Source organism: Fusobacterium sp., from assembly GCF_029258315.1.
Classification (GTDB): Bacteria; Fusobacteriota; Fusobacteriia; order Fusobacteriales; family Fusobacteriaceae; genus Fusobacterium_B.
The window spans coordinates 19,236-34,812 of sequence record NZ_JARHZE010000019.1; the positions used below are offsets into that span (position 1 = coordinate 19,236).

At 27.7% G+C, this 15,577-nt stretch carries 15 protein-coding genes; 4 read left to right on the plus strand and 11 right to left on the minus strand.

Annotated elements, in window-relative coordinates; genetic code table 11:
- Positions 1-51: 51 nt before the first annotated feature.
- Complete coding sequence (gene uvrA / locus Q1J48_RS01490; RefSeq protein ID WP_300360690.1) at positions 52-2,880, minus strand: excinuclease ABC subunit UvrA; 2,829 nt, start codon at positions 2,878-2,880, stop codon at positions 52-54.
- A 148-nt stretch (positions 2,881-3,028) separates the two neighbouring features.
- On the opposite strand from uvrA, the gene ruvC reads away from it, so the two are divergent.
- The gene (gene ruvC / locus Q1J48_RS01495) at positions 3,029-3,601 is read left to right on the plus strand and encodes a crossover junction endodeoxyribonuclease RuvC (protein WP_300360691.1); all 573 of its coding nucleotides are present in this window, start codon (positions 3,029-3,031) and stop codon (positions 3,599-3,601) included.
- A 247-nt stretch (positions 3,602-3,848) separates the two neighbouring features.
- On the opposite strand, the gene Q1J48_RS01500 is transcribed toward ruvC, so the two are convergent.
- Together Q1J48_RS01500 and Q1J48_RS01505 are read right to left on the minus strand one after the other, a co-directional pair.
- Complete coding sequence (locus Q1J48_RS01500) at positions 3,849-4,274, minus strand: hypothetical protein (protein ID WP_300344784.1); 426 nt, start codon at positions 4,272-4,274, stop codon at positions 3,849-3,851.
- A 24-nt stretch (positions 4,275-4,298) separates the two neighbouring features.
- The gene (locus tag Q1J48_RS01505) at positions 4,299-4,796 is read right to left on the minus strand and encodes a hypothetical protein (RefSeq protein WP_300344786.1); all 498 of its coding nucleotides are present in this window, start codon (positions 4,794-4,796) and stop codon (positions 4,299-4,301) included.
- A gap of 380 nt (positions 4,797-5,176) precedes the next feature.
- On the opposite strand from Q1J48_RS01505, the gene Q1J48_RS01510 reads away from it, so the two are divergent.
- A complete protein-coding gene (locus tag Q1J48_RS01510; RefSeq protein WP_300344788.1) occupies positions 5,177-5,329 on the plus strand; it encodes a hypothetical protein in 153 nt (50 codons plus the stop codon).
- A 97-nt stretch (positions 5,330-5,426) separates the two neighbouring features.
- Here Q1J48_RS01510 and Q1J48_RS01515 read toward each other — a convergent pair whose 3' ends face one another.
- From Q1J48_RS01515 to Q1J48_RS01545, 7 genes are all read right to left on the minus strand, one after another.
- Positions 5,427-6,044 carry a superoxide dismutase gene (locus Q1J48_RS01515; protein ID WP_300360693.1) on the minus strand — a complete coding sequence of 206 codons (618 nt, stop codon included), beginning with the start codon at positions 6,042-6,044 and terminating at the stop codon, positions 5,427-5,429.
- A 155-nt stretch (positions 6,045-6,199) separates the two neighbouring features.
- Positions 6,200-6,898 (minus strand): tRNA (guanosine(46)-N7)-methyltransferase TrmB, encoded by a 699-nt coding sequence (gene trmB / locus Q1J48_RS01520; RefSeq protein ID WP_300330000.1) that lies wholly within the window; start codon positions 6,896-6,898, stop codon positions 6,200-6,202.
- 11 nt (positions 6,899-6,909) lie between these two features.
- A complete protein-coding gene (locus Q1J48_RS01525) occupies positions 6,910-8,139 on the minus strand; it encodes a 3-deoxy-D-manno-octulosonic acid transferase (protein ID WP_300360694.1) in 1,230 nt (409 codons plus the stop codon).
- 10 nt (positions 8,140-8,149) lie between these two features.
- Entirely contained in the window at positions 8,150-8,833 is a 684-nt protein-coding gene (gene cmk / locus Q1J48_RS01530; RefSeq protein WP_300330006.1) for a (d)CMP kinase, read from the minus strand.
- A gap of 16 nt (positions 8,834-8,849) precedes the next feature.
- Positions 8,850-9,782: a 50S ribosomal protein L11 methyltransferase gene (gene prmA, locus Q1J48_RS01535; RefSeq protein WP_300330009.1), complete on the minus strand. Its 933-nt coding sequence runs from the start codon at positions 9,780-9,782 to the stop codon at positions 8,850-8,852.
- 8 nt (positions 9,783-9,790) lie between these two features.
- Entirely contained in the window at positions 9,791-10,582 is a 792-nt protein-coding gene (locus Q1J48_RS01540) for a TIGR00282 family metallophosphoesterase (RefSeq protein ID WP_300360696.1), read from the minus strand.
- Positions 10,583-10,666: 84 nt separating this feature from the next.
- A complete protein-coding gene (locus Q1J48_RS01545; RefSeq protein ID WP_300330013.1) occupies positions 10,667-11,515 on the minus strand; it encodes a LysR substrate-binding domain-containing protein in 849 nt (282 codons plus the stop codon).
- 124 nt (positions 11,516-11,639) lie between these two features.
- Between Q1J48_RS01545 and Q1J48_RS01550 the strand changes: the two genes are divergently transcribed.
- A complete protein-coding gene (locus Q1J48_RS01550) occupies positions 11,640-12,665 on the plus strand; it encodes a YeiH family protein (protein WP_300330015.1) in 1,026 nt (341 codons plus the stop codon).
- A gap of 111 nt (positions 12,666-12,776) precedes the next feature.
- On the opposite strand, the gene Q1J48_RS01555 is transcribed toward Q1J48_RS01550, so the two are convergent.
- Positions 12,777-14,453, minus strand: a complete 1,677-nt coding sequence (locus Q1J48_RS01555) for a phosphoenolpyruvate carboxykinase (ATP) (RefSeq protein ID WP_300330018.1) — start codon at positions 14,451-14,453, stop codon at positions 12,777-12,779.
- Positions 14,454-14,768: 315 nt separating this feature from the next.
- On the opposite strand from Q1J48_RS01555, the gene mnmH reads away from it, so the two are divergent.
- A partial coding sequence (gene mnmH / locus Q1J48_RS01560; protein ID WP_300360697.1) for a tRNA 2-selenouridine(34) synthase MnmH occupies positions 14,769-15,577 on the plus strand: 809 nt, incomplete at its 3' end.

Sequence of the window (15,577 nt, forward strand, 5' to 3'; positions counted from 1 at the left end):
TGACAAACCAATGATAAAAAATCATCAATTTGTAGCAGCCTCTTTTTTATTTTATTTTTTCAGATATTTTTTTAAATATTTTCCTGTATAACTTTTTCTTGATCTTGAAACCTCTTCTGGAGTTCCTGTTTTAACAATAGTTCCCCCTCCACTTCCACCTTCTGGTCCAATGTCTATAATATAATCTGCTGTCTTTATAACATCTAAGTTATGTTCTATTACAACAACAGTATTTCCTTTATCTACAAGTCTATTTAAAACTTCAACCAATTTTTTTACATCATCAAAATGAAGTCCTGTTGTAGGCTCATCCAAAATATATATTGTTTTTCCAGAAGAAACTTTTGAAAGTTCTGTGGCTAATTTTATCCTTTGAGCCTCTCCACCAGAAAGAGTGGTAGCTGGTTGTCCTAGTTTTATATATCCTAGACCAACATCCACTAAAACTTTTAATTTTCTTTCAAGAGATGGAATATTTTTGAAAAACTCATAGGCCTCATTTATACTCATATCCAAAACATCAGAAATATTTTTTCCTTTGTAATATACCTCTAATGTTTCCTTATTATATCTTTTTCCGTGACAAACATCACACTCAACATAAACATCAGGTAAGAAGTTCATCTCTATTTTTAATATTCCAGCTCCTTGACAAGACTCACATCTTCCACCTTTCACATTAAAAGAGAATCTTCCCTTTTCATACCCTTTTATCTTAGCGTCCTTTGTCTGTGCAAATATATCTCTTATCTCATCAAAAACCTTTGTATAAGTTGCTGGATTTGAACGAGGAGTTCTTCCAATAGGAGTTTGATCTATATCGATTACCTTATCTAAATTTTCTATCCCCTCTATTTTTTTATACTCTAATGGATATAATTTCCCCTTATTTAATTCATTGAAAAGTACTGGAAATAGAGTTTGATTTATAAGAGTTGATTTTCCACTTCCACTTACTCCAGTTACAACTGTCATTACCCCTAAAGGAATTTCTACATCTATATTTTTTAAATTATTCCCTTTAGCTCCATAAAGTTTTAAGCTTTTAATAAACTCTCTTCTTTTTTCTGGAACCTCTATTTTCTTTTCACCTCTTAGATACTCACCTGTTAAAGAGTCTGGATTATTTTTTATATCCTCTGGTGTTCCATAGGCTATTAAGTTTCCTCCAAATTCTCCAGCCCCTCTTCCTAAATCTAAAATCCAGTCAGCTTGGTTCATTGTATCCTCATCGTGCTCTACTACAACCAAAGTATTTCCTATATCTCTCAATCTATTTAAAGACTCCAAAAGTTTATCATTATCCCTTTGATGTAACCCTATACTTGGCTCGTCAAGTACATATAAAACCCCTGTTAAACCAGAACCAATCTGAGTAGCAAGTCTTATTCTTTGACTCTCTCCACCAGATAAAGTTCTTGTTCCTCTGAAAAGTGAAAGATAATCCAATCCTACATTTATCATAAATTTTAATCTTTCTTTGATCTCTTTTAAAATCTCCTTAGAAATTTTTTCCTGTTTCTCTGTAAGACTTACCCCGTTAAAAAATTCTAAAGACTCAACTATACTCATCTGACAAATTTCAATAATATTTTTTCCATTGATAGTGACAGCTAATACCTCATCTTTCAATCTTTTTCCGTGACAATATTTACACTCTTTCTCTATCATATATTTATTTTCAATCTCTTCTTTTTGAGCCTCTGAAAAACTTTCTTTATATCTTTTTTCCAACCCTTTTATCAATCCGTTAAACTCTCTAAGTCCGTGGAACGAAAAATCTTTTCCCTCATAATCAAATCTATATTTTTTATCTGTTCCGTGAAAAATTAATTCTAATTGTTTAGCTGGAATATCCTTCATTGGAATAGTTGTATCTATATCAAAAGTTTTACACATAGCCAAAAACATCTCCCAAGTCCAACCCTTTCTTGTTGAGGCTCCCGGTACATAAAGTCCCCCATCTTTTATTGAAAGAGTTTTATCCAAGATCAATTTATTTGGATCTATCTCCATACTTTGACCAAGTCCATTACAATGTGGACAAGCTCCATAAGGTGCATTAAAAGAAAAAAGTCTTGGAGTTAATTCTGGAATACTTATATCTTCGTGATATGGACAAGCATAGTTTTCACTATATAAATAATCTGTATCCTCTGTGTTTATTATTATTTTTCCTTGAGAAAGTTCTGTGGCAGTTTCAATAGACTGATTTAATCTCATTTCAAACTCTCTATCATCTTTCTTTAAAACAAGTCTATCTACAACAACCTCTATTGTATGTCTTTCATTTTTATCAAGATTGATCTCATCCTCTAAATAAAGTATCTCCCCATCAACTCTAGCTCTCACAAAACCTTTTTTTACAAGATTTAAAAATAAATTTTTATGAGTTCCTTTTTTATCCTTTACCACTGGAGATAAAACTATAAGCTTAGCTCTGTCCTCAAATTTTTCTATTATATTTTCTACTATCTCTTCTATACTTTTTCTATCTACTTCAGTCCCACATATTGGACAATGCGCCACACCAATATGAGAAAACAAAAGTCTCATATAATCATATATCTCTGTTACTGTTCCTACTGTTGATCTAGGATTTTTATTAGTTGTTTTTTGTTCAATGGAAATAGCTGGTGAAAGTCCCTCGATAGAATCCACTTCTGGTTTTTTCATCTGCCCTATAAATTGACGAGCATAGGCTGAAAGGCTTTCCACATATCTTCTTTGCCCTTCTGAATATATTGTATCAAAGGCAAGAGAAGATTTTCCACTTCCACTTACCCCTGTAACAACAACAAATTTATTCTTAGGAATTTCAACATCTATATTTTTTAAGTTATGTTCTCTAGCTCCCTTTATAATTAATTTATCTAACATCTTTTCACCTCATACTTATTTTACTACAAGAATTTATTTTTATCTATAAAAAATTATATATATTCTATATACTTTTATTATTAATTTTGAATTTAATTTTTTTTATGTTATAATTTATATATAATTTTTTATATAGATTGGAGATAAAATGAGAATTTTAGGTATAGACCCAGGAACAGCTATCGTTGGTTATTCAATAGTTGATTATGTTAATTCTAAAATGCAACTTATAGATTATGGTTGTATTTATACAGATAAAAATCTTCCTATGGAAGATAGACTTTTAATTATTTTTAATGAGCTTGAAGAGATTATAAAAAAATATTCCCCAGAACATATGGCAATAGAGGAACTTTTTTATTTTAAAAATAATAAAACTGTTATCTCTGTTGGTGAGGCAAGAGGAGTCATTGTACTAGCTGGTAAAAAAAATAATCTTAAAATTTCAGAATATACCCCTCTTCAAGTTAAGATTGGTATAACTGGATATGGAAAGGCTGAAAAAAAACAAGTTCAGCTTATGGTAAAAACTATTTTAAAACTAAAAGAGATACCAAAACCAGATGATGCTGCTGATGCCATAGCTATTGCTATCACACACATCAACTCTTTAACAAATTTACAATATATCCCTTCAAACTCTTCAACTCTTTCTACAAAAAATCTTACTAAAACAAAGATGTCAGCTAAAGAGTTCAGGGAATTAATAATGAATAAATAATTATAAAAAATAGCGCGATTGTCCTCTGCATTTTTCTTTGTAATTTTTAAAAATCTCTATATTTAATATTATACTAAAATTTTTCTTACTTTCCTCAAATATTTTTTTAAATTTCTTTATTTTTTAGATCTTAAAATCTATGCTTTCCTAATTAATAAAATAACCTTAATGCTAAAACTAACATTAAGGTTATTTTAAAAGTTCATTTTATTTTTTACCAATACTATTTGATAAAAGCCTATTACAATTAATAATCATAATAATTATCTCTTCTACTATTATCTCCCATACAAGAGAAAAGTAAAACAGCAAAAAGTGCTATTGCCATCATTACCCCAAATGTTATTTGTAGAGCCATTACACAAATATATATAAAAGCAGCTATTGTTCCATATTTTAAATCTGTTTTTTTATAAGTTTCATATACTACTTTGATAAAAATTCCAACTCCTACTAATATAAGTCCAATTGATGATATTTTATCTGTAGGTTTAAATTGTCCATAAAAAAAGCCAAAAACAATAAACATTGAACCTATAAATGGTTTTTTTAAATTTTCTTTTGAAAATATAATAAAATTAAATCTCTTATTATATTCAGAATTTACTTTTTCCTTTAATTTAGGAATATATTTATAACTTAAAAAAATTAATATTAATTCAATAATTAACATAAACTCTCCCTTAAATATATTAATTTATTTTTTTCTAATTGTAGAAAGACTAGACCCAGGCATCATAATTTCAACACTATTTTTTCCTACTATTAAAGTTACTGATCCAGAATGATTAACTCCATAATTAGCATGCGAATGTGTTGTTCCATCAGACACTACATTTGTAATAAATCCTTTTATATAGTACTTTGATACTGAATCTGATTTTTCTTTTAAAGTTATAGAACTAATCTCATAATCAAAAACATCTGGAGTTCTCTCTATTTTTTCTTTTATTGAACCATCATTATTTCTATATATTCTATCATTTCCTATACAAGTAAATCTAAATTCATTTCCCTTTAAATGTTGTATTGTTATTTCTTTATCATAACCAAAACCTACTTCTGATTTCTTCTTATGCTCTCTACTATAAGAACCTGGAAGATATTTTTTTACTATACTTTCATCTGATGAGCCACAACTAATAAATAAAGTAGCTAATAAAGTACAACAAACTAATTTAAAAAACTTTTTCATAATCTCACCTTTCCATTATCATTTTACTTTTAATAAATTTATATTAAATAAATTATATCATATCCAAAATTAAAAAACAAAGTATTTAGAACCAATTTAAGTGAATCGAAAAATTCTTAAAACTTTGTTTAAAATGGGATATATTTTAGATTAAGAATATAAAATATAAAAATTTTTAAAATGATAAATTTTATAAAAACAAAAACATTATTCTTTTTTAGTTTTTATTGATATTTAATAATATTATAATAAAATTTAATTAATCAATTAAGAAAAAATCTAAAAAATAAATATTACGAAGTTAATTTTATGAAAAAATTTTTATTTTTAACAATATATCACTTTTTAAATATTCTAAATATTATATTCCTATTTAAGGAATGATAATTAGTACTGAATTTACTCATCTTGGAGCAATGGCTCTTTTTGTTTTTATAATATCAATATTATTCTTTAAAGTAAATGATAATATGAAATTTTTAATTATAGCAACCATTTGTTTTTCTATAAGATTTATAGTTGCTATTATTTAGGCAATAATTTAAACCCTCTAGATAAATTACACAAATTTTTTTATACTAATCAAAAAAAGAACAGGCAACCTGTTCTTTTTTAGCTTTACTTAATAATCTATTTTGCTAACTCGTAACGTTTAGCTACTAAATCCCAGTTTATTATTGACATATATTTTTCTATATAAGTTGGTCTTAAATTTTGATAGTCTATGTAGTAAGCATGTTCCCAAACATCTATTGTTAATAATGGTTTGTAACCATCTTTTAAAGGTGTATCTTGATTAGCTGTTTTTATAATTGATAATTTTCCATCTTTTAATACTAACCAAGCCCAACCTGATCCAAATAGTGTAGCTGCTGCTTGTTTAAACTCACCAACAAAGTTTTCAACACTTCCAAAATCTTTTTCTATTTTTTCTTTTAACTCCCCTTTAAGTTCAGTAGAGTTTGGAGCTGTTAATGCCTCAAAATAAAAATTATGATTGTAAACTCCTCCACCATTATTTGTAACTGGAGTTAGTATATCTTTTGGTACTCTATCTAAATTTGATAATATCTCTTCTAATGAAAGCTCTTGTAATTCAACTGATTTTGATAAAGCATCATTTAAATTATTTGTATAAGCATTAAGGTGTTTATCTCTATGAAATTCTATTGTTCTCTTACTAATAACTGGCTCTAAACCTGTGTATTCAAAAGGTAATTCTCTTAATTTAAATGGATATTTTGACATATTTCTTCCTCCTATTTAACTTTATTTCATCTTTTTTAAAATTGAAATCATTTCAATTTTATAAATATATTCTAACATAATTTTCTTTATTTTACAAGATTTTTTTGAAAAAAATAAACACCCTAATATTTAAATTAAGGTGTTCATTTCATAAATTATTTTATTTTTTGTATTTCTATATAGTTTATATTTTTCTTAAATTTATTTAAAAATAGTTGCTCAAACTCTGTTAAAACATTATCAACAGCCTTTTCACTTTTATGTAAGTCTGAAGTATGATAAACTATCTCATAATTATCTATTCCCTTTAGAAGTTCTAAAGTATCTAGATAATATTGATCGTGGTCTGTTTTAAAAAATAGTTTTCCTCCAACCTTCATCACTTTATCTAAAGTATCAAATAATGGTTTTTGAATTATTCTATTTTTTTCATTTCCCTCCCAAGGATCTGGGAAGTTTATATACATTCCTTCTATTTCATTTTCTGCAACAAATTCAGTGATCTCCTCACCAAATCTTCTTAAAAATAAAACATTATTTAAACCATAGTTTTTAGATTTTCTAGCAGAAGAATGTAATCTTTTAAATCTTAATTCCATAGCTATATGGTTTCTATTAGGATATTTTTGACACATACCAATAGCAAAATTTCCGCTACCAGAACCAATCTCTATATATATAGGATTTTCATTTTTAAAATACTCATTCCATTTTCCTTTGTGAGAATCCATTATATCCTTATCATACATTATATACTCAGGATATTCCTTTAATCTTTCCATATAGGGATTATATTGTTTTTTTGGTTTTTCAAAAAAGTGTTCCCAATATTCTTTTACTCTTGTTTCTGACATTATTCCTCCATCTATATTTTTTCTATTATTTTTTCAGCTACATTTTGATTTTCTTTAAAGAAATTTTCTATCTCCTTAATATCCAAATCATTTTTTTCTATTTTTAAAATATCTTCATATATATCTTGTGAGTTCTTTGCAAGATAACCAATCTTTCTTTTTAATATCTCCTTAGAAATATCCTTTACATTTTGTAAATACTCTCCAAAAATAGGTGTCTTTCTATAAAATAGAGGCTCCAATAAACTATGCCCCCCAATATTTACCAAAGTCCCACCTACAAAAGTTATATCGGCTATTGAATAGAATTTTCTTAAAACTCCCATCTTATCAACTATCAAAACTTGATAATCTAAACTGCTATCCTTTGAAACATTTTCTATTTCACTATATTTTTTATAACTTATCCCTTGTTTTTCCAATAAATTTTCTATTTTATTAACTCTATCTAAATGTCTAGGAACTAAAACTAAGATATAATTTTTTAATCTCTTAAAACTCTCTATTAAAATTTCATCTTCACCTGTTCTAGTACTTCCACATACAAAAATCTTCTTTTTATTATAAAAAATATCATTTTTTAATTTTTCTTTTTCCAAATCAGAAAAATTTTCAAGTTCTATATCAAATTTTAAATTTCCTGTAACTTTTATTTTATTTTTATCAGCACCTAAACTCTCAAATCTCTCTCTATCAATCTCTGTTTGAACACAGAAAAAGTCTATTTTTTCACAAAGAAGAGATTTTAAAATAAATTTAATCTTTTGATTTTTCTTAAAACTTTTATCAGATATTCTTCCATTGGCTAAAATAACCCTCCCCTCTTTTGAGCAAAGGCTTATCAGGTTTGGCCAAATCTCTGTTTCTATTATAATAAGTGTTCTTAATCTTATATTTTTTAAAATTCTTTTTATTGATAGATAATCATCTAAAGGAAAATATATAATCTTAATTCTTAAATTATTTGAATATTTTTTCTCAGCAGTTTCATATCCAGTATCAGTAAAAACACTTAAAAGTATATCATTTTCTGTTTTTTCTAGGATTTTTTTTATCAATGAATCTGTAAGATTTACCTCTCCAACTGATGAACAGTGAATCCAAATGCAATTTTCTCTTAAATTTAATTTTTTAAAATCTTGAAAAAATCTTTTCTTTAAAAACTCTCTTTTTTTTCTATTAAAAATATATATAAATACAAGTGGTATATATATAATCATTCTTAAAAAATTATATATCATACTCTTCTCCTTATATATTCTCTCTTCTAGCCTTTTTTTCTTTTGCTACTCCTATAAAAACTCCTAGTTTAGCAACTGTTTCCTCAATAGTATCTCCATCTGTACTTATTTCAATAGCGTCATCAGCTTTCTTTAAAGGTCCCTCTTTTCTTGTAGAATCTATAAAGTCTCTCTCTAAAATACTTGCTAAAACTTTTTCGTACTCTTCAATTATTCCTTTTTCTTCATAATCTTTCATACGTCTTTTAGCTCTCTCTTCTGGGGAAGCTACTAAGAATACTTTTAAGTCTGCATCTGGGAAAACAACTGTTCCTATATCTCTTCCATCAAGGATAACATCTTTCCCTTTGCTTATCTCTCTTTGTAGTTCTACCATTTTTTCTCTAATCTCTTTTATCTTTGCAACATAAGATACCATACTTGTAACTTCTGGTGTTCTTATTTTTAAAGAAACATCTTTTCCATTTAAGAAAAATTTATCTTTCTCTATATCTAAATTTATAAGTGGTAAATTTTCCTCTATATTTTTTTTCTTATCAATGCTTATTTCATTTTCTATAAAATATAAGGCACACATTCTATACATTGCCCCTGTGTCTAAATAAGTCATAGAATATTTTTTTGCTAATATCTTAGCAACTGTACTTTTTCCACTTCCAGCAGGTCCATCTATTGCAACTATAAAATTTTTCATCTTTCTTCCCCCTAAATTAATTATTTTTCATTAAGATTGCTCTCCACTCTTTATCTGCTTTAACCTCTAATATCTCAAGTCCCACTTCCTCAATGGCTCTCTTCATCTCATCTAATTTATCTTCAATTATTCCTGAGAATATAACAAGTCCATCTTTTTTTACAACTCTTGAAATATCTTTTAAAAGTATAAGTAATACATCAGCTAAAATATTTGCCACTACAACATCAAACTTTTTATCTTGTACAACTGATATTAAATCTCCAACATATGCTTTAGCTTTTGTTTCATCAACCTTATTAAGAGCTAGATTTTCTTTTGCTACCTCAACAGCCATAGGATCTATATCTGTTCCATATATCTCTTTAGCTCCTAATTTTTCAGCAGCTATCATTAATATTCCTGAACCAGTTCCAACATCTATTACTGTATCTTCTGAAGATATATTTTTCTCCATTAATTTTATACAAAGAGATGTTGTTGGGTGAGTTCCTGTTCCAAAAGCTCTTCCCGGATCTAATTCTATAATTAATTCATCATCTTGAGGTTCATACTCTCTCCAAGTTGGTTTTACCACAAATCTCTCACTTATTTTTTGAGTATAGAAATATTTTTTCCAACTGTTTTGATAATCCTCTTCATCATATTCATAAAACTCTATACTGTATATAAGATCATCTCTATCCATAAACTTATTATTAAAAGCCTCTTGAATAGCTAATTTTCTTCTTTCTGAATATGGATTTATAGGAAAATATGCAGATACTGCGTTCTCTACCATAAGAAATTCTTTTTCATCTTTATAATAATCCAATGAATTTTTATGAGTTAATGGTTCTTCTATCTTAAGCCCTGTGGCACCAAAATCATAAAAAACATCACCTATTTCTTTTTTTGCTTTTTCTAAATCATCACTTTCATAAACAACTTTTATTTCTAAAACCTTCATTCTTCCCCCTACATCATCTCTATTTGATCCAATGAAATATTTATTCTGTCTATTCTTAGACAGTCTCCTGTCTCTTCATCTATCTCTACATCTAAACCGTTTAATCTTTCCATTCCCTTAGCAATCTCAAATCTTTGAGGAAGACAATTTAAAAATTTAGGAATTATCGAATTATTATCCATTCCTATTATTCCATTATCAGATCCAGTCATTCCTGCATCAGTTATATATCCTGTTCCTTCTAATAAGATTTTTTCATCTGCTGTTTGAATATGAGTGTGTGTTCCATATAAAAGAGAAATTTTTCCATCCATATATTTTGCAAGAGCTATCTTTTCAGAAGTAGCCTCTGCGTGAAAATCAACAATTATAATTTTACACTCTTTTCTCATCTCTTCAACAACATCAGCTAAAGTTTTAAAAGGGCAATCAATAGGTGGCATAAATACCCTTCCTTGTACTGAAACCACTCCAACTTTTATCCCTTTTTTACTTTCTACTATTGTATAACCTTTTCCTGGAACTCCTTTTGGATAATTTATAGGTCTTAATAATCTTTCAGAATTTTCTAAATATGTATATATCTCTTTTTTATCCCAAATATGATTTCCACTTGTAATAACATCAATATTATTTGCTAAAAACTCATCTGCTATCTTAGCAGTGATCCCAAATCCTGCTGCTGCATTCTCCCCGTTTACAACTATAAAATCATAATTTGAACTAAATCTTTTTAAATATTCTTCTAAAGTCTTTCTTCCTGGACTTCCTACTACATCACCAACTACTAATACTCTCATTTCTCCTACTTTCTTTTTTGATTTTTTTATATTCAATAGTTCATTATATCACTTTTTTTTTTAATTTTAAAGAGTTGAATTTCTTTACAAATTCCTAAAAAATTCTACAAAATCTTTTGCCAATGTATTTTTTAAAAATACATAGTTAAATTCTCTTTCCATTTTATTTCCAATACAAAATCTTCCTATCTCTTTTTCATCTTTTATAACAGAGCTATAAACAAAAGATATCCCGGCATTTAATCTCACCAAATCTTTTATCAAATTAAAATTATTTATAACAATCTGCTTTCTAAAAAACTCCAATGAAAAACTATTTTGGAATAACAGTTGTTCAAAGATTTTTCTTGTTCCTGATCCCTCTTCTCTTACAATTATATTTTCTTCAAAAAGTTCTTTAAATTTTATATTTTTATCATTGAATCTATGATTTTTACTACAAATCCCTATAAATTCATCCTTCTTATAAAGTTTGTATCCATACTTCTCTTTATTAAATATCCCCTCTACAATAGCAAAGTCCAATTTATGCTCCTCTAACATCTTTATAAGATTTTCTGTATTATCAATTACTAAAGAAACATCATATTTTTCATCTTCAATTAATTTTTTTATCTTTTCAGATATCACAAATTCCCCTATTGTTTTAGTTGCCCCTATATTTATCTTTATTCTTTCCTCTTCTTTAAGCCTTTTTTTCAAGTGAATATCATTATAATAGGCTGATCTGGCATATTCTTCCAATATGATAGCTGACTTTGTTTTTTCTAATTTCTTTCTATTATATATAAAAAGTTTACAATCGTACTCCTCTTCTAAAAAATGTATATGCTGTGTCACTGCTGGTTGTGTCATATGCAACTTTTCTGCTGTAATTCTATAATTCATTGTTTCACATAATTTTAAAAAAGTTATTATTCTGTGATCTAACATTTTTTCACCCTCTCTTATATTCTATCAATAAATTTTTATTATTAATATATAATGAATGATTATTAGATTTTATCATTTTTTCATGCTAAAATCAATTATATAATAAATATTTTAGGAGGATTTTATGACACAAGCTTTTGCTATTTTACCTGGTTTTATTTTTGCATTGATTATTGCTGGAGTATCTAAATATTTAGAATCTCTAATGCCTATTCACCTGGTGGGGGCGTCGGTTATCGCACTTTTTATTGGAATGTTTATCAACCATTTTTATCAACCTTCACCAATTTTAAAAGACGGACTTAAGTTTACTTCTAAAAAAATACTAAAATTTGCAATTATTTTGTTAGGAGCATCTTTAAGTATTGGAACAGTTCTTCACATTGGGAAAATGTCTTTGGTTATTATGATATTTACTCTTATAACTTGTTTTGGTGGAGGATACGTTGTTGGAAATTTATTAGGACTTAACTGGAAAATATCAAACTTAATTTCTGCTGGTACTGGAATTTGCGGTGGATCAGCTATTGCTGCTATCGCTCCTGTTATTGATGCTGAAGATAGTGATATTGCTTATTCAATGTCAGCTACTTTTATCTTTGATATGGTTATGATAGTTCTTTTCCCTATTTTTGGAAAATGGTTAAATATGACAGATATAGCTTATGGATTATGGGCTGGTACTGCTGTTAATGATACATCTAGTGTTGTTGCTGCTGGTTATGCTTTCAGTGAAGCTGCTGGAGATTTTGCAACAATGGTAAAACTTACTAGAACTCTTTCTATAATTCCAGTTGTTATTATATTTGCTATTATAAATGTTCGTTTAAAGCAAAAACAAAATAAAGTTTTTGAAGCAAATAAAGCGGAAGCAAGAGCTTATATTTTATCTATCTTCCCTTGGTTTATATTTGGATTTATCTTCTTAGCTCTTGTAAATAGTTTTGGATTTATCCCTTATGGAGTTTCTGAATTTTTAAAAGAATTAAGTAAATTCTTAATGATCGCTGCCTTAGCTGCTATTGGATTAAACACAAGCTTTAGACAGATGAGAAAATCTGGTTCAGCTCCTATGGTACATGGTTTTATAATATCCCTATTAGTTGTGGTAGTTGCTATAATTGTTGAATATGCTATGGGTATTGTATAAAACTTCTATTTAATTTACTACAAACTACTATTAATATATACTAGAAAGCTTTTTTAAAACATTTTTCATCCTAAAAAAGACCGCGAATAATTTATTCGCGGTCTTTTAATTTTATAAGCTACTTACTTCTTTTAATACTTTTTCTATTGCTTCTAGAGCATCTTCTGGAAGTTTATCTTTTCCACCTTTGAATGTTTCTCTTGATTTTATAAATTCAACTCTATCTTTCATTCTATTTGTTAAAGCTTCTAAATAAGTTGGATCTTTAAGATCTGGTATAAATCCATCCCATTCTAGTATCTCTATATCTGAGAATGGTCCCCATGGTTTAAAGTTAGCCTCTCCATCAACTATTTTTTCTAATATTCCAAGAGTATCTTGAGGTTTTACTTTTTTACCCATAAATTCTCCTGTATTTAAAATGTAACAATCAACATTTTTGTCAGCAACTAATTTTTTAAATTTATTATAGTCATCTGATAATTTATGAGTTCTAAATGGATTTGCATATGGTTCAACTACTAGAGCATTTGGATCTACTCCGTGAGCAAGTCTTTCAGCACTACTTCTCTTAGTAGCAAGTGTAGCTCCCATTGCTGAAGCTAAAGAAGCTCCTTTTAATTTTACTACTGGTGGTAATGTAGGATCTTTCATCAACCAGAATATTGCATTTACTGGCTCATCTATTTTATCTACACGGTTAGGTGACCATAATTTTGATTTTATAGCTCTTCCGTTTCCATTACGAATATCTTCAGTTACTATTACAACTTTTCCATTTTCATCTAAAGTAGCTGAACAGTTTTGAACTGTTAATAAATATTTATTATCTGGACTTCCTGCTGGATAGTCATTTGTTTTATCAAAATATGTTGGCTCTAAAGCTATTGATGAACAAGTTTCTGTATTTATTATAAAAGCATCATCGTGTAAAATTGTTACATCATATTTTCCATTATGTTTTGCATGAGTCAATGTAGATTTTCCTGTTCCTGAAAGTCCAAAGAAAGAAGCTACATAATTTCTTCCATCTTTTAATTTATATTTCTTTTGTCCTCCGTGGCAAGATACATATCCTTGACGATTTGCAATAGCCCAAGCAAGTGTTAAAGTTCCTTTTTTAAATTCTCCGAAATATTTCATTCCAAGAATTGCAGCACAGTTATTTTCTGGATCAAAATATGTTAAATATTCTGGGTCTGCAGCTTCAACATATCTAGTTCCTTTCCAGAATGGATCTGAGAATATATATATGTCTGATTCTTTTGGTAAAACTTTAGAATCTTTATACATTTTTAAATATTCAGTAGATAAATATTGGAAGTTAAGCAACCATGAATACATAATATTTTCGTCCCCTTCAGGAATTAGAAGGTGAGCTTTTACCATAAATTCTGGGTTAAGTCCTATGTAAGCTTCTGCGTGATAAAGTTTTTTAAATCTTGTATAATAAACAGCATTCATTAAAGTTTTATCTAATCTTTCTTTATCTATATCTGGGTCTCCAACTATTCTTCTAGCTGCAGCATAACGTCCTGTTATAGGTCCATCATTAAACAATAAAACTTTTGTATCAGGTTCTAAGCCAAATTCCTCACCTTTATAAACAGGTATATCTGTCACTATTGTTCCAGGAGATGCTTTTGCTAATTTATAAGCTTCTTTTACTGTTGTAACCTTTGTTACATTGTTTCCATAAAAAGCAGCTTCTATTATAGAACGTGTTCTTGAAAATCCTGGTTTGTTTGCCCCAATTTCTTCTGTTTTGTAGTATGTTTTTGTAGCCATAGTGTAACCTCCTCAATCTTCATTGTAAAAAAAATATTTTTTAGGATAAATTTAGATCGTTTTTTGATTATTTTTTAATATTTTTTATCCAAAAATATTATACCAAACTTTCTATATTTCTTCTAATATTTTTTATTTATTTTTTACTTTGCATACATAAAAAATTGTTATTGATAAATTACCCCTTTATTTTTGCCTTATTCTACATTATACCTTGTAAAATATACTTTGGCAATACCTAAATTTCTTATTTCTTAATTGCTATTATTAGTTTTTTAGTTTATAATATAGTGTAAATTTAAAAAGGTAGGTTATATGATGAGAGAAATTAATTTCGAAGATGTTTTAAAATTAAAAAATTATATCTTAATAGATGTAAGAAGTCCTAAGGAATTTGAAGAAGAACCTATTCCCGGAGCTATAAATATCCCTTCTCTTCTTGATGATGAAAGAGCTGAGGTTGGTACTGCTTATGTACAAGTATCTAAAGAAAAAGCTAAAGAGATTGGTATTGAAAAAATTTCAAAAAGATTACCAGTAATTTTTAAAGAGATAAATGAACTTTCAAAAAAATATGATAAACTTATTTTTTATTGTGCAAGAGGTGGTATGAGAAGTACTACTTTAGAAGTTCTTTTCAATAGTCTTGGATATAAAACTTTAAAACTTCAAGGAGGTTATAAGGCTTATCGTCAATATATTTTAAATAATATGGCAAATAAAAATGAGGATATAAAATATATTGTAGTTCACGGAAGAACTGGTGAAGGAAAAACTAAAATTTTAGAAAAACTTCAAGAAAAAAATTGTTCTGTATTAAACCTTGAAAAAATAGCAGATCATAAAGGATCTTTTTTCGGTGGGCTTTGTGAAAATAGAAAACAAAGTCAAAAGAGATTTGATGGGGAAGTTTTTGATGCTATTGTAAAAAATGAAAAAAAATATTTTTTAGCAGAGAGCGAGAGTAAAAGAATTGGAGATATTTATGTTCCTGAATCTGTTTATGCCTCAATAGTAAATGGACTACATATTTTTGTTAGCACAACTATGGAAAATAGAGTTAAGGTTATAATGGAAGACTATTCTAGTGCTTCTATCGAAGAACTTGAACAATGCCTTTTAAA